Here is a 14,270-nt window from a genome sequence, read left to right as displayed (position 1 = left end):
ATCGGTCTGGAAGCCGACCGTCGCCGCCCCATATCAGAAGGGACGCCAAGGAGTCATTCTCGCTGATGTCACCTTTGAAAGCCCGCCGCATGGCGGGCTTTTTTTTGGCGGTCAGCGCCTAACGACGCGCTTCCGGCGGAAATATCAGGCTGACCCGCAGCCCCGGCGCATTGTCGTCCAGTTCCAGACGCGCGCCATGCAACGTCGCCACTGCATCGACGAGGCTCAGCCCCAGCCCGTTGCCGGGCGACGCACGGGCGGTGTCAAGCCGGACGAAGCGCTGCAGCACCTTGTCGCGCATGTCGGCCGGGATGCCGGGACCGCTGTCGGCCACCGAGATGCAGGCGGCGCGGCCGGGCGCCGGGCCTTCGAGCACCAGCGAGATGGCGCCGCCCTCCGGCGTGTATTTGATGGCGTTGTCCAGCAGGTTCGAGACCGCCTGTGCCAGAAGCTGGCCGTTGCCGCGCACGGTCGGCTTGCCCCGGACATCCACGCTCAGCCGCTGGTCGCGCTCGTCCGCCACCGGTTCGTAGAGGTCGGCGGCGAGTTCGACCACCTCGGCCAGTTCGACCGGAACGAAATCCTGCCGCTTGGCGCCCGATTCCGCCTCCGCGATCGACAGCAGGGCGCTGAAGGTGGCCAGCAGCCGGTCGGCCTCGGCGATCGTGTCCTGCAGGACGGTGCGGTAGACCTCCGGGTCCTCGGTCTCGTGCAACAGCGCCAGCTCGATGCGGGAGCGCAGGCGGGTCAACGGCGTGCGCAGGTCATGAGCGACGCTGTCGGTGACCTGCCGCATCCCGGTCATCAGCCGTTCGATCCGGTCGAGCATGGCGTTGAGATTGCCGGCCAGCCGGTCCATCTCGTCACCGCCGCCGAAGCGGGGCACCCGGTCGCTCAGGTCTCCGCTCATGATCTGCCGGGTGGTGCGGTTGATCGCCTCGATCCGCCGCATGGCGCCGCGGCTCATCAGCAGCCCGCCCCCCAGCCCCAGCAGGGCGGTGGAGCCCAGAATCCAGCCGAGCGAACGGAACATGCGGGTGCGCAGCTGGTCGATCTCGCTCATGTCGCGGCCGACCAGCAGGCGGAACTGGCCCGGCAGGGTGAAGGTCACGGCCTGCGCGGTCGATGGCCGGTTGGTGACCCCGCCATAGTCGGCGACCTTGAAATGGGTCCAGCCGCTGGCATTGGGCACCGCCGCCGGCCAGCCCGACAGGTTGCCGGCCAGGATCACCCCGGCCGAGGTCGCCAGCAGATAGATGGAGTTGTTGTTGGGAACCGCGCTGCGCGCCCGAACCACATCGACCAGACCGGGCAGGCCGTGGATTCGGTAATGGTCCTGAAGCCCGGCGACCTCCAGCGCGATGGTCTCGCCGATCTCCTGCTCCAGGAAGCCGGCTGTGGTGCGGTAGACCACGCCGAGGATCAGACCGACCGACAGCACGAACATCGCCAGATAGAGCAGCGCCAGCCGGAAGGCCGTTGTCCGCACCAGCCGCAGGCCCGCGGCAAGAAAGCCGTGCAGGCCGCCGGCCGCGCCTTCATGCTTCATACGTCACGCATCGCGAAACTCCCGTCACCCCTCCGCCGCGCGCAGGCTGTAGCCGGCGCCGCGGACGGTGTGGATCAGGGGCGTGGGGAAATCCTTGTCGATCTTCTGGCGCAGACGGGCGATGTGCACGTCGATGACGTTGGTCTGCGGGTCGAAGTGATAGTCCCAGACATTCTCCAGCATCATCGTGCGCGTCACCACGCTGCCGGCGTTGCGCATCAGATACTCCAGCAGCGAGAACTCGCGCGGCAGCAGATCGATGGCCTTGCCGGCGCGCTTGACGCTGCGCGACAGCAGGTCCAGTTCCAGGTCGCCCACCGCCAGCCGGGTCTGCGGCTGGGCCGCCCCCCGGCGACGCACCAGCACTTCGATGCGGGCGAGAAGCTCGGAGAAGGCGAAGGGCTTGGTCAGGTAATCGTCGCCGCCGGCCTTCAAGCCCTTCACCCGGTCGTCGACGCTGCCCAGCGCCGACAGGAACAGGACCGGCGTGTCGTTGCCGGCCGCCCGGAGAACCTGGACCAGCGACAGCCCGTCGCGGCCGGGCAGCATGCGGTCGACGATCATCACGTCGTAATGCTCGGCACCGGCGAGGAACAGGCCTTCCTTCCCGTCGTTGGCGACGTCCACCACATGGCCCGCCTCCTTCAGCCCCTTGGCGAGATAGCTGGCGGCCTGGCGATCATCTTCAATGACGAGAATCTTCATGAGCACGAGTGTAGCCTCCCAAAACAGCCCGGCCAAGCGCAAGCATGCCGCGCCCGGCCGGACTTTCGTCACTCAGGCGTCGGAGCGCCTCAGGCCTTCAGCTTCAGTGCAACGAAGGATTCGTTGCCCTGACGGTTGATCAGCATCAGCAGCGCCTTCTGTCCGGCCTTCTCGGCTTCGGTTACATGGCGGCGGACGTCGGCCGGGCTTTTCACCTCGGCATCGCCGATCCGCTCGATCACGTCGCCTGGACGGATCGGCACGTCGACGCTGCCCGACAGCCCGACCACCACCACGCCCTTGACGTCCTCGGCAATGCCGAGGCGCTTGCGCGCCGCCTGGTCGAGCGGGGCGAGCTTCAGCCCCTTCACCGGCGCGACTTCGGCCTGAGGGCTGGCGCCGTTGCCGCCGTCGGTATCGGCGGACGCGACTTGCGGCTGCTCGCTCAGCCGGTCGATGCGGACCTGCACCGCCGTCTCACGGCCGCCGCGCAGGATCTTCAGTTCGACCGTATCGCCGGGCTTGGTGTCGGCCACGTTGCGGGTCAGGTCGCGCAGGCTGTTGACCGGTTTGCCGGAATAGCTCAGCACCACGTCGCCCTGGCGCAGGCCGGCGCGCTGGGCCGGGCTGTCAGCGGTGACGTCGGCCACCAGGGCGCCCTTGGCGGCGGGCAGGCCGACGCTGTCGGCGATGTCCGGCGTCACCTCCTGGATCTTCACGCCGAGCCAGCCGCGCTCGACCTTGCCGGACTCCTTCAGTTGGGCGACCACCTCCTTGGCGAGGTTGGACGGAATGGCGAAGCCGATGCCGACCGAGCCGCCGTTGGGCGAGTAGATTGCGGTGTTGATGCCGATCACCCGGCCGGCGAGATCGAAGGTCGGACCGCCGGAATTGCCGCGGTTGATGGCGGCGTCGAGCTGGAAGTAATCGTCATACGGCCCGCTGTGGATGTCGCGTCCGCGGGCCGACACGATGCCCTTGGTGACGGTGCCGCCCAGACCGAACGGGTTGCCGACCGCCATCACCCAGTCGCCGACGCGGGTCTTGTCGCTGTCGGCCCAATCGACCGACGGCAGCGGCTTCTTCGGCTCCACCTTCAGCAGGGCGAGGTCGGTCTTGGCGTCGCGGCCGATCACCTTGGCCGGCATGGCGGTTCCGTCCTGCAGGGTGACGGTGATCTCGCTGGCGCCGTCGATGACGTGGTTGTTGGTCACGACGAAGCCGGCCGGGTCGATGATGAAGCCGGAACCGAGCGCCCCGCTCTTGCCGCGCGGCCCCGGGCTCTGGCCGTCCTGATCGCCGTCCGGACCGCCATTGCGGCCCATCTGGTCCTGGAACTGACGGAAGAACTCCTCGAAGGGCGAGCCGGGCGGAAAGCCGGGGATGGCCGGACCGCGCTGCGCCCGCGGTTCGGCCTTGGCCTCCTGCGTCGCGGCGATGTTGACGACGGCTGGGCTGACCTTGGCGGCAAGATCGGCAAAGCTGGACGGCGTGTCCTGCACCATCGTCACGGCCGGCGGCGTGGCCGTCTGCTGCGCATGCGATGACGCCCACCCGGCCAGCGCCGGCACCGTCAGCACCGTGGAGCCCAGCAGCAGGGCGGCGACGGTGCGGCGCAAGCGGTTCGTACGGTTCGGCGTGGTGGAGGGAATGATGGTCATGGCGACGACGCTCCAGTGATGCAGTTCCGGCTGTCCGGTGTTGTCCGCAATCTAGGGTGCCGCCGTTGACCGGCGCCTTGCGACCGGATGAAAGAAATTTCAGGCAGTCTGCCCGCCCTGTCCCCAGGGCCTATTCCCCCAGCAGGTGCAGCGCGATCTCGCGCCGGTGCGGTCGGGCCCGGTGTTCGAACAGGTAGATGCCCTGCCAGGTGCCCAGCACAAGTTCCCCCTCCATCACCGGAATCGACAGGCTGACGCCGGTCAACGCGGAGCGGATATGCGCGGGCATGTCATCCGGCCCTTCGGTGGTGTGGTCGTAGAGCGAGGCATCCTCCGCCACCAGCCGCTGGAAGAAGCGCAGCAGGTCGGCCTGCACGTCGGGATCGGCGTTCTCCTGGATGGTCAGGGAGGCCGAGGTGTGGCGGCAGAACACCGTCAGCAGGCCGGTCGTCATACCCTGCTCGGCCACCCAGCGCCGCACCGGGGCCGTCACCTCGACCAGTCCGGTGCCGCGGGTGGCGATCGTCAGCATGGTGGCGGCTTGTCGCATGGGATCCGTTCTCCTGGTGGCGTTCAGCGGCTTGGCTCCGGCCGCAATCAATACCAGATGTGTCTGCCCGGCCGGTGCGCCGGGATTGCGACAGAGCGGGATTGCGAAAGAGGAAGACGGCGCATGGACATCACCGGCACCCACAGCGTCCCCGGACCGCGCGACCGCGTCTTTGCGGCGTTGTGCGACCCGGCGGTGCTGATGCGCTGCATCCCCGTGCTGGAAGAGATGGAGCGGCTGTCCCCCACCGATTATTCCGCGCGGGTGCGCACCACGCTGGGGCCGATGAAGGCCCGCTTTGCCGGCCGGCTGAAACTGGAGCCGGAGGACGGCCTCCACCGCTACAGGCTGATCGCACAGGGCAACGGCGGGCTGGCCGGCGCCGTCAAGGGCGAGGCGCTGGTGGTCCTGGAGGAGGATGACGGCGGCCGCACCCTGCTGACCTACAGCCTGACGGTCGCACTGGGCGGGGCCGTCGGCCGGCTGGCGGTGAAGCTGGTTCAGGCCAAGACCGACCGGGTGCTGGCCGCCTTCTTCGAGCGCTTCGCCGAGGAGATCGACGCCCGTCCCGAATGAGGCGATGGCCGGCACGATGCCGCATTGCCTTGCGGCGGAATGCCGCAGGCCAGCGGCGGGAAGATCGCCTTTCGCACATGCAGCATCCTGGGTCAGGATAGCAGGCGTCGCGGGTGCTTCCAGCCGGTGGAGATGGACATGTCCAAGCTCTCAGCCCATTCGCCTGCCTGCGCTCCGGACCGCATTGACCCGGACGATCCCGCCGCCGACCGCATGATCTTCGACCGCATCCTGGCGCTCGCCGCTGCGGACGGGGCGCGGGCGATGCCCCGCGCACTCGCCCTGATCAAGGCCGACCTTGCGGAGATGGTCGCCCGCCACGCCCCGCATTACGCCGCCGCCGTCGCATCCTTTCCCGCCGAGGCCGAAGCCGGGGAGGATGCCATCGAGGAAGCCGACCTGCGCGCCTTTCTGATCGAACATGGTGCGCGGGGGGCGGACGAGGAGCGCTGGCTGGCCGCCATCCTGGCCCGCCGGTCGCTGGAGCCGAACCATCTCTGGCAGGATATGGGCTTCCACGACCGCGGCGAACTGAACACGATGTTCCGCCGCCATTTCCCGGCGCTGGTGGCGCTGAATTCCGGCGACATGAAGTGGAAGAAATTCTTCTACCGCCAGCTTTGCGAGCGCGAGGGGCTGATGCTGTGCAAGTCGCCCAACTGCGACGTGTGCGACGATGTGGAGACGTGCTTCGGGGACGAGAGCGGCGATCCTCTGGCGGCCCTGTCACGCCTCGCCCGCGGCGGATGAAGGGATTCAACGAGGCTGGGCGCCCAGATCCTCGAAGGCCAGCCCCTTGTCGGTGCGGCGGAAACGCCCCTTTCCGTTGACGGTCAGCGGCGGCTGCCCCGGCTGCGGCACGAAGGTGGCGGCATAGTAGCAGTCATACTGGCCGCTGCCGTCCTGCCCGTTCTTCAGCTTCGCCTCGACGCAGCCCTGCTTGCGGAAATTGTCGAAGGCGCGGAAGGCGGCATTCCCCTGCCGCTCCAGCGTGCGGCGGGTGTGCGCCTCCACCAGCTTGCGCATGTCGCCCTCGGACGGCTCGCCCGAGCAGGCCGTCAGGATCAGCGCAAGCGTGACAATGCCCGGACCCGGCCTCACCGTCCCCCCAGCAACCTGTCCATCCGCTCCTTCAGCGCGGCATAGGAGGGGGGCTTGACCACGAAGCCGTTGACGCCCAGCGCCATCGCCTGTTTCACGATCTCGGATTCGGTGTGGTTGGTCAGGAAGACCACCGGGGCGCGAGGGTTGGCGGCCTCGGTGCTGGCGCGCAGATGAGCAAGGAACTGGAGACCGGTGACCGGCTTCATGTCGATGTCGCAGACGATCAGGTCGGGGTTGACGCGGATGCACTCATACATCGCCGATTCGCCGTTGTCGGCCTCGGCGACATCGCGGAAGCCGATCTGGCCCAGGATCTGGACGATGGTGCGGCGGACGAAAGGCTGATCCTCCACGACCAGGATGCGGTAGCGGGAGTAGTCGACCGTCTGCTTATCCATCCCCGATCCTCCAGCCAATTCGCCGCCATCCACTGATACCGTCCGAGCCGACGGCGGGCAACCGAAGGCCGGTTACCGGCGTGTGGAATATGGTTTTAGATCTGTAAATTATTCGACAATCTGCATCGGGCCGACCTCATCTCCCCGGCGCGGCACGGCCGGGGAACAGGCGCTCCAGCACGGCACACAACCGGTCCATGGTCAGCGGCTTGTGCAGGCAATCATTCATTCCGGCGGCGCGGCACTGGGCGTCGTCGCCGGCATCCGTGCCGGCTGTGAGTGCCACGATCGGCACGCGGCCCGCCTCGCCCGGCAGCGCGCGGATGGCGCGCGATGCCTCATGGCCGTCCATCACCGGCATCTGCACGTCCATCACGATCAGATCGAACCGCCGTTCGGTCGCCGCCGCCACTCCCTGGGCTCCGTCCTCCGCCGTCGTCACCACATGGCCCAGCGCCTTGAAGAAACCGGCGGCGACCAGCCGGCCGATCGGGTTGTCCTCCACCAGCAGGACCGAAAGGGCGCCAGGCTGCGCGGCGCCACGGGAAGGCAACTGCACGGGGATTCGCGCGGTCAGCCAGCCCCCGGCGCCGTCGTTCCCAGCCGCACCGGCACCAGCGTCCGCGAAAAGGCGCCCGCCCAGACACCGGACCTGCGGTCCGGCCGCCGCCAGCGCCAGCGGGCACAGCCGCGGCGCCCCCCGACGGCGGACGATCAGCTCGGCCGCCTCCCCGGCCATCTGAAGCGACAACGACAGTTCCGCCCCCGTCTCAGCCGTCAGGAGGACCAGCAGGGAGCGCAAGCTGCCGGCATCGCCGATGAAATGTCGGTCGTCGTCCGTTTCCATCGCGACCGCCGTCATCCCTGCCACCAGATCGCCGAGAGTCAGCGTTTCCACCGTTGGCTTTTCCGGCTTCGTCGAATGCAGGGCCGACAGCGTCGCGCGGAGGGTGCTGCCCGCCGCCTTCACGGCGGCCAGCCGGTCCCTCTGGCTCGGCAGCAACGGCGACTCCAGCGCAGCAGCGGTCAGCGCCAGCATGGGCCCGAGCGCAGCCTCCACCACGGCGACGTCCGTATCGGACACCCCGCCGGCCTCGCCCCCAGACTTGTCCTCCGCCTTGCCCCCTGCCTTGCCCCCTGCCCGCTCCGCATCGGCCAGGGCCGCACGCAAGCGGTTCTCCCGCGCCTGACGCCGACGGGCGGCGGCAACGGCGCGGCGCAGGGCGGCGGCATCGCCAGCCGGCAAGGCATCCTGCGCACCGGCCGCGATGAGGGATGCCGCGGCATCCTCCTGCCCATCCGGCAACAGCACCAGCACGGCGGGCACCGGGTCGAGCCGGACCAGCGCCTCGACCCCGGCAGGGCCGGCGGCGACATCGGCGGCACTGTCTGCGACGTCGAGCACCACGACGCACTCACCCGCGGCGGCACCGCCGGCGCGCAGTCGGTCCAGGGCCGCATCGACCGCATCCACCCGCAGGGGAATGCCCCCCAGCGCGATGGCGAGCTGCCGGGCACGGAGCGCGTCGCCGGAGACCAGCAGCACCGTTTCCCGGCCGCAGGGTGCGGTCATCATTTCTTCGGCCATTTTCCCTCGGACATGCCGTCAGCTCGCGATGAAGGTGGGAAAGGATGCGGCGGCGAAGGCCGGCCCCGGATAGCCGTCGCTGACGACGACGCGGTTGCGGCCCAGCGATTTCGCCTCGTACAACGCGCGGTCGGCCCGGCCCAATGCCCGCTCGAAGCTGGCGTCCTCGTCGCCGCACATGGCGACGCCGATGCTGACCGTCATGCGCAGGGCCTCGCCGGAATGGACGCCGGGCCGCGCAGCGACGTCCGCCATCGCCAGACGATGGCGCAGCCGTTCCGCCACCTCGGCCGCCGAAGCCAGCGGGGTCTCGGGCAGGATGATCGCGAACTCCTCCCCGCCCAGCCGTCCGATATGGTCGGTGTCGCGCAGTTCGGCACGGCAGATCTCCGCCAGCCGGACCAGCGCCCGGTCTCCCACGGCATGGCCGTGGGTGTCGTTGATCACCTTGAAGCGGTCGATGTCCAGCATCAGCACCGACACCGGCCGGCCATAGCGGCGCAGCCGCGCCATCTCGACCTCCGCCAGTTCCATGATGCGGCGGCGGTTGTTGAGCCCGGTCAGCGGGTCGGTGGTCGCCATGCGGCGAAGCTCGCCCTCGACCCGCTTGCGCTCCGACACGTCGCGGATGACGGCGGTGAACAGCAGGCCGCGGGCATGATGGAGCTTGGCGATCGAAACCTCCGCCGGGAATTCCCGGCCATCGGCGGTCAGCCCCTGGACCTCGCGGCGGTTGGTCATCACCTGCGCCTGCACCGTCGATGCGGCGAAGCCGGCGATATGCGCCTCATGGTCGGGGCGGAAGCGCTCGGGGATCAGCAGAGACAGCGGCCTGCCCAGGATGTCGTCGGCATCGTATCCGAACAGGTTTTCCGCCGACCGGTTGAACAGGGTGATGTTCAGATTCTCGTCGGTGGTCAGGATGGCGTCCTGCGCCAGCCCGATGATCCCCTGCAGCCGCTCCTCCGACAGGCGCAGCTCCTCCTCCAGCCGTTTGCGGGCAATGGCGTGCTGGACGGCGCGCCACATCAGCGGCCCGTCGGTCTGGCCCTTCACCAGATAGTCCTGGGCACCGTGAGCCAGGATCTCCAGCGCGAAATCCTCGTCGTCGTAACCGGTCAGCACCACCAGCGGCAGCGACGGCGCGTCGGCATGCAGGCGGGTCACCGTCTCCAGACCGAAGCTGTCGGGCAGCGAGAGGTCGAGCAGCACGACGTCGCAGGCGTTGCGGTGCAGCCAGGCCCGCGCCTCCGTCAACGAGGTGGCGCGGGCCACGGTGGCACGGCGGGCATAGGGCGACAGCGACCGGGTGACCAGACGCGCATCGGCGTCGTCATCCTCGACCAGCAGGATGGCTGTGCTCCCCTCCGATTCGGGGCGTTGGGGCTGGACGGGCTTGGCCGGCAAGGCGATGGACATGTCTGGCCTCCTTCACCGTGGCAACCGGACGACACGGAACCAGTACTCCTCGATGCTCTTCACTGCATCGAAGAAGGCGTCCATGTCCATCGGCTTGGTGATGAAGCTGTTGGCTCCCAGCAGATAGCTGGCGTTCACGTCGCGGTCGACGTCGGAGGTGGTGAGGATCACCACCGGAATGGTCTTCAGCCCGTCGTCCGCCTTCAGCTCCTGCAGGACCTCGCGGCCGTCCATGCGCGGCATGTTCAGGTCCAGCAGGATCAGGTCGGGCCGGGTGGCGCCGGCAAACGGACCCTGGCGGCGCAGATACTCCATCGCCTCCACGCCGTCGCGGACATGGCCCACGTTGCATAGGATACGGCCGTCGCGCAACGCACGCTTGGCGAGGCCGGCATCGGCCGGATCGTCCTCGACCAGCAGGATCTCGAAGGGAGTCGTCAGGTCCTGCATCAGGGCAATCCTCGGAAGGCGGGATGGGGCAGATGGATCGAGAAGGTGCTGCCGACGCCGGGGCTGGAGACGACGGTGATCCGGCCGCCCAGCCGCTCCACCATCTTGCGGGCGATGGCCAGTCCCATGCCGGTGCCGGGATGCTCGTCGCGCGAATGCAGGCGGCGGAACACCTCGAAGATCTGGTCGCGGTAGCGCGGCTCGATGCCGATGCCGTTGTCGCGCACGTCGATCACGTCATAGCCGTCGACGCGCCGGCTGGAGACATGCACCTCCGCCGCGCGATAGGGGTGGCGGTATTCGACCGCATTGGCGATCAGCACCATGAAAATCTCGCGCAGGCGCCGTTCGTCCGCCTGAACCGCCGGAAGGTCGCCCACTGTGACGGTGGCGCCGGCCTCGGCGATGCGCGGTTTCAGCGCGGTCATCGCCGCCTGCAGCGCGTCCCCGGCCGAGATCGTGCCGCAGCCCAGCGGCACCCGCTCCTCCGCCAGGAACAGCTGGACGTCGCGCAGCAGCATCTTCAGCCGCCCGGCCCCGTCGACGATCTCGTGGATGAAGCCGGCGCTCTCCTCGTCCAGTTTCCCCTTCTGCTGCTTCTCCAGGAGCTGGGCATAGCTGACGATGGCGCGCAACGGCTCCTGCAGGTCGTGGGCGGCGGCGTAGGCGAACTGCTCCAACTCGTTCTTGGCCCGGCCCAGTTCGGCGGTGCGCAGGTCGACCTGCCGTTCCAGCGTGTGGCGGCGGCTGACCGCCATGAAGGTCAGCGCCTCGATCAGCAGGGCCAGAAGCAGAAATGCCGCCTGGAATCCGCGGAAGGCCGGGTCGGCATAGGCCAACCCCTCCCAACTGGTGCGCGGGGCCAACGCCAGTTCCCAATGTCCGTCCGGCAGGTTGATCCGTTCCACCAGCGGGTCGCCCTTCAGCGCCAGCACATCGCCCGCCACCTGTTGGCCGGTGTCGGTCACGACGGCGAAGCCCAGATGCGGCGGCACCCGGTCGAACCGCACTTCGCCGAGGATGGCCCCGACATCGAACACCAGACCGACCGCTCCCCACGGCTTGCCAGATCCATGCACGATCTGCCGGGCGATCAGCCCCTGCCCGCCCTGGAGCAGCGTGATGGGGCCATGGACGGTCACGTCGCGGCTGACGATGGCGCGTTGCACCGTTTCGGCGAAGCCGGGGCGCGCGTCCTTCAGCAGGTCGTTGCCCAGCACCTTCTCGTTGCCTTCGACCGGATAGACGATGCGGACGACGAAGCCCGGTGCGGCGGAGACGTTGCGCACACCCACCACCGACCGCCGCAGTCCCTCGGCATAGCGTGGAAACTGTTCGGTGAGGCTACCGGCCGCGGCGGCCACCTCGACGAAGGCGGTCAGGCCGCGAACCAGCGCCAGGCGCTCGTTCAGTGCGCTGGACAGGGTGCTGGCCATGGACGAGGCGGTGAGCGCCGCATTCGCCCGATGTTCGGCCACCAGGACGCGGATGTAGACGCCGCCCATCCACAGATAGGCCAGCGCCAGCACCAGACTCACCGCGGCCTGGATGGCGGCCGGCTTCCATATCCGCAGGGCGCCGGCGATCAGGCGGCGCAGAACCGCCGGCCCCGGCGGGCGCGGCGCGGACAGGGGCTCCGCCGTCATCGCCGGTCCCGTGCCTTCCCATCCGCGGACGCCGGCTCCTCCGGAGAGGCCAGGGCCGGCAGAACCAGGCGGAACAGGCTGCCGCAGGGACGCCCGTCCGCGTCACGCAGATCGTCGTCCGGCGGGCCTTCCACCCACAGCTGGCCGCCGTGATGCTCGACCACCTTCTTGCAGATGGCCAGCCCGACGCCGGTCCCCTCATACTCCTCGCGGCGGTGCAGCCGCTGGAAGATGCCGAAGACCCTGTCGCGGTCCTCCGCGGCGATGCCGATGCCGTTGTCGCGGATGTCGATGCGCACCACCGGCGCGCCGCCCTGCCGGTCCAAAGCCACGCCGACGCGGACCACCGGAGGGCGTCCGGGCTTGCGGTACTTCACCGCGTTGCCGATCAGGTTCTGGAACAGCCGCATCAGTTCGTTGTCGTCGCCGGCCACCACGGGGAGCGCTCCGCCCTCCAGCCCGTCCAGCCCGTCCAGCGTGACGGCAGCGCCGGCATCCTGGACCGCGACCTCCAGGTTCAGCATTGCCAGCCGCAGCGGCTCGTCCAGCGGAACCGGACGGAAGGGCTTGGCCTTGCGCCCGACCCGCGAATATTCCAGCAGGTCGACGATCAGCCGGTCCATCCGCTGGGCGCCGTCGCGGGCGAAGTCGATGCATTCCCGCCCCTCCTCGTCCAACGACGTGCCCAACCCCCGCTCCAGGAGGGTCAGGTAGCTGGTGATGACCCGCAACGGCTGGCGCAGGTCGTGGGAGGCGACATAGGCGAAGGCCTCCAGTTCCGCATTGGACCTTTCCAGCTCGCGGGTCTTGCCGCGCAGAGCCTCCTCGGCGATGCAGCGCTCGGTGATGTCGTGGATCAGCGACATCAGCAGCTTGCGGCCATGGACGACGATGTTGCTGGCATAGACCTCGACGTCCCGGATCTCGCCGGAGGCCAGCCGATGATGGAACTGGAACTGCCTGCGTTCGGCGCGTTTGGCTTGGCGCAGCTCCCGGTCCACCTCAGCCCGCGACGCCACGTTGATGTCCTGGATGTGCATGCTGCGCAGCCGGTCGAGCGCATAGCCGTAGAACTCCGCCGCCGCCGGGTTGGCATCGACGATCCGCCCGTCGACCGGATCGATGAGCAGCTTCACCGCGCAACTGGCGACGAAGATCTGTTCGAACAGCTGCTGGCGCTCCAGAAGGGCCTGCTCGGCATGCTTGCGCTCGCTGATGTCCATCAGCGCGCCGACGATGCCGGCCGGCTTGCCGCCGGTGCGGCAATAGACGGCTTTGGAGAACAGCACGTCGCGCAACGTTCCATCGGCGCAGCGCAGTTGGGTTTCGTAGGTCTGAGGCTTCTGGTCGGCCAGCAGCGCCTTGTCGACCGCCTCGTCGGCCTCGGCTAGGTGCGGCGGGGCAAGGTCGAAGACGGTGCGGCCGAACAGCGCCTGCCGGTCGATGCCCATCCAGCGTTCGAACGCGTGGTTGGCATCCACATAATGGCCCATGACGTCCTGAACGAAGATCGGGACCGGCACCGTATCCAGAAGCACACGCTGGAATCCGGCCCGGTCGTTCAGCGCCTGTTCGGCGCGCCAGCGCACCGTGACATCCTCCACCACCCAGACGAAGCCGCGGGCCGGGTCGTCCGCCTTCACCGAGCGGCCGATCAGGCGGCAGCGGATGTCCGTGCCGTCGGCCCGCCGCATCGCCACCTCCTCATCGAACTGGCCGCCCGACAGCATGCGCGGATAGGCTCGCCGCCCCACATCCTCGAATATCCGGTCGTCGGTGTAGATGACGCGGGCGCTGGACCCGACGATGTCCTCCATCCGGTGTTGGAACGTGGCGGCCACCGCCTTGTTCACCCGGCGGATCACGCGGTCGCTGTCGACCAGCAGCACGCCGACCGGAGCATTGTCGAGGATGGCGTCCAGTTGCAGCCGGCTTTCGGCAAGCTCCTCCTCCACCCGCTTGCGGGCGGTGACGTCGATGTGAGTCCCGATCATGCGGCGGGGCCGGCCTTCCGCATCCCAGGACACCACCCGGCCGCGGTTGAGGATCCACAGCCAGTCCCCCGATTTGGCGCGGATGCGGTGCTCGGACTCGTAGAAGGGACGCTCACCGGACAGATGCGCCTGCAGCGCCGTCCGGGCCAGCGGCAGGTCTTCCGGATGGACGCGGGAGCTCCAGGAATCGAGTTGCGGCGGCACCTCGCCCGGCGAAAAGCCCAGCATCGTCTGCCAGCCCGGACTGAACCAGACCGCGTCCGTCGCGAGGTCCCAGTCCCAAATCCCGTCACCGGCGGCATCGGTCGCCAGATGCAGGCGCGGAACCGACGCATCCTGCCGGGCACGACGCCATTTCAGGCGGACGCGGGGCTTTCGCGCGGCAATGGCGGATGGCGCGCCGGCGCCCGATGGAGGGCACAGTGTGGTTGCTTCGACCATGGTTGCGGCCGGACCTCGTTTCCATTCATCCGGAAGGAAGTGCGGACAAACGCCGCACCTTCCGGCAGCATGAAAATCATACTCCTTCAACCATGAAGCAATCCCTTGCGAAATTGTCACAGGGCCACAGTCCTCAACCATCAGGATGAAGAAGACGCTTAATCATTACCGATACCGAATGATGGGGTG

The 14,270-nt window shown here is 68.6% G+C and carries 13 protein-coding genes; 2 read left to right on the top strand and 11 right to left on the bottom strand.

The annotated features are described in order from the left end of the window. Positions 1-118: 118 nt before the first annotated feature. From A6A40_RS04175 to A6A40_RS04160, 4 genes are all read right to left on the bottom strand, one after another. Entirely contained in the window at positions 119-1,549 is a 1,431-nt protein-coding gene (locus A6A40_RS04175) for a sensor histidine kinase (protein ID WP_063634244.1), read from the bottom strand. 24 nt (positions 1,550-1,573) lie between these two features. After that, on the bottom strand, positions 1,574-2,254 hold the full coding sequence (locus tag A6A40_RS04170) for a winged helix-turn-helix domain-containing protein (RefSeq protein WP_063634243.1): 681 nt from the start codon (positions 2,252-2,254) through the stop codon (positions 1,574-1,576). 89 nt (positions 2,255-2,343) lie between these two features. After that, entirely contained in the window at positions 2,344-3,915 is a 1,572-nt protein-coding gene (locus A6A40_RS04165; RefSeq protein ID WP_063634242.1) for a DegQ family serine endoprotease, read from the bottom strand. Between the two features lie 130 nt (positions 3,916-4,045). Beyond that, a complete protein-coding gene (locus tag A6A40_RS04160; RefSeq protein WP_063634241.1) occupies positions 4,046-4,465 on the bottom strand; it encodes a secondary thiamine-phosphate synthase enzyme YjbQ in 420 nt (139 codons plus the stop codon). 123 nt (positions 4,466-4,588) lie between these two features. Between A6A40_RS04160 and A6A40_RS04155 the strand changes: the two genes are divergently transcribed. Together A6A40_RS04155 and A6A40_RS04150 are read left to right on the top strand one after the other, a co-directional pair. Then, a complete protein-coding gene (locus A6A40_RS04155; RefSeq protein ID WP_063634240.1) occupies positions 4,589-5,041 on the top strand; it encodes a CoxG family protein in 453 nt (150 codons plus the stop codon). Between the two features lie 138 nt (positions 5,042-5,179). Beyond that, the gene (locus A6A40_RS04150; protein WP_063636113.1) at positions 5,180-5,791 is read left to right on the top strand and encodes a nitrogen fixation protein NifQ; all 612 of its coding nucleotides are present in this window, start codon (positions 5,180-5,182) and stop codon (positions 5,789-5,791) included. A gap of 6 nt (positions 5,792-5,797) precedes the next feature. Here A6A40_RS04150 and A6A40_RS04145 read toward each other — a convergent pair whose 3' ends face one another. The 7 genes from A6A40_RS04145 to A6A40_RS04115 all read right to left on the bottom strand — a co-directional run bounded on the left by A6A40_RS04145 (position 5,798) and on the right by A6A40_RS04115 (position 14,081). Then, complete coding sequence (locus A6A40_RS04145; protein ID WP_063634239.1) at positions 5,798-6,142, bottom strand: hypothetical protein; 345 nt, start codon at positions 6,140-6,142, stop codon at positions 5,798-5,800. Beyond that, positions 6,139-6,543 carry a response regulator gene (locus A6A40_RS04140; protein WP_063634238.1) on the bottom strand — a complete coding sequence of 135 codons (405 nt, stop codon included), beginning with the start codon at positions 6,541-6,543 and terminating at the stop codon, positions 6,139-6,141. The genes A6A40_RS04145 and A6A40_RS04140 overlap by 4 nt, the downstream gene beginning before the upstream one ends. Positions 6,544-6,679: 136 nt before the next feature. Then, positions 6,680-8,131 carry a response regulator gene (locus A6A40_RS04135; protein WP_063634237.1) on the bottom strand — a complete coding sequence of 484 codons (1,452 nt, stop codon included), beginning with the start codon at positions 8,129-8,131 and terminating at the stop codon, positions 6,680-6,682. Positions 8,132-8,149: 18 nt separating this feature from the next. Continuing rightward, positions 8,150-9,550 carry a GGDEF domain-containing response regulator gene (locus A6A40_RS04130; RefSeq protein ID WP_063634236.1) on the bottom strand — a complete coding sequence of 467 codons (1,401 nt, stop codon included), beginning with the start codon at positions 9,548-9,550 and terminating at the stop codon, positions 8,150-8,152. Between the two features lie 12 nt (positions 9,551-9,562). Next, complete coding sequence (locus A6A40_RS04125) at positions 9,563-10,000, bottom strand: response regulator (protein WP_063634235.1); 438 nt, start codon at positions 9,998-10,000, stop codon at positions 9,563-9,565. Beyond that, positions 10,000-11,646 (bottom strand): sensor histidine kinase, encoded by a 1,647-nt coding sequence (locus tag A6A40_RS04120; RefSeq protein ID WP_082860720.1) that lies wholly within the window; start codon positions 11,644-11,646, stop codon positions 10,000-10,002. The genes A6A40_RS04125 and A6A40_RS04120 overlap by 1 nt, the downstream gene beginning before the upstream one ends. Further along, complete coding sequence (locus A6A40_RS04115; protein WP_063634234.1) at positions 11,643-14,081, bottom strand: PAS domain-containing sensor histidine kinase; 2,439 nt, start codon at positions 14,079-14,081, stop codon at positions 11,643-11,645. The genes A6A40_RS04120 and A6A40_RS04115 overlap by 4 nt, the downstream gene beginning before the upstream one ends. Positions 14,082-14,270: the final 189 nt, after the last annotated feature.

Source organism: Azospirillum humicireducens (genome assembly GCF_001639105.2).
Taxonomy (GTDB): Bacteria; Pseudomonadota; Alphaproteobacteria; order Azospirillales; family Azospirillaceae; genus Azospirillum; species Azospirillum humicireducens.
Note: the sequence above shows the minus strand (reverse complement) of the source record. Positions and strands in the feature narration are given on the sequence as shown.

Bases quoted from the DNA above. Each gene is read 5' to 3' on its own strand.
- A6A40_RS04115 (WP_063634234.1), bottom strand. From the start codon at position 14,081: ATGGTCGAAGCAACCACACTGTGCCCTCCATCGGGCGCCGGCGCGCCA.
- A6A40_RS04130 (WP_063634236.1), bottom strand. From the start codon at position 9,550: ATGTCCATCGCCTTGCCGGCCAAGCCCGTCCAGCCCCAACGCCCCGAA.
- A6A40_RS04165 (WP_063634242.1), bottom strand. From the start codon at position 3,915: ATGACCATCATTCCCTCCACCACGCCGAACCGTACGAACCGCTTGCGC.
- A6A40_RS04135 (WP_063634237.1), bottom strand. From the start codon at position 8,131: ATGGCCGAAGAAATGATGACCGCACCCTGCGGCCGGGAAACGGTGCTG.
- A6A40_RS04155 (WP_063634240.1), top strand. From the start codon at position 4,589: ATGGACATCACCGGCACCCACAGCGTCCCCGGACCGCGCGACCGCGTC.
- A6A40_RS04140 (WP_063634238.1), bottom strand. From the start codon at position 6,543: ATGGATAAGCAGACGGTCGACTACTCCCGCTACCGCATCCTGGTCGTG.
- A6A40_RS04160 (WP_063634241.1), bottom strand. From the start codon at position 4,465: ATGCGACAAGCCGCCACCATGCTGACGATCGCCACCCGCGGCACCGGA.
- A6A40_RS04170 (WP_063634243.1), bottom strand. From the start codon at position 2,254: ATGAAGATTCTCGTCATTGAAGATGATCGCCAGGCCGCCAGCTATCTC.
- A6A40_RS04175 (WP_063634244.1), bottom strand. From the start codon at position 1,549: ATGAAGCATGAAGGCGCGGCCGGCGGCCTGCACGGCTTTCTTGCCGCG.
- A6A40_RS04120 (WP_082860720.1), bottom strand. From the start codon at position 11,646: ATGACGGCGGAGCCCCTGTCCGCGCCGCGCCCGCCGGGGCCGGCGGTT.
- A6A40_RS04150 (WP_063636113.1), top strand. From the start codon at position 5,180: ATGTCCAAGCTCTCAGCCCATTCGCCTGCCTGCGCTCCGGACCGCATT.
- A6A40_RS04125 (WP_063634235.1), bottom strand. From the start codon at position 10,000: ATGCAGGACCTGACGACTCCCTTCGAGATCCTGCTGGTCGAGGACGAT.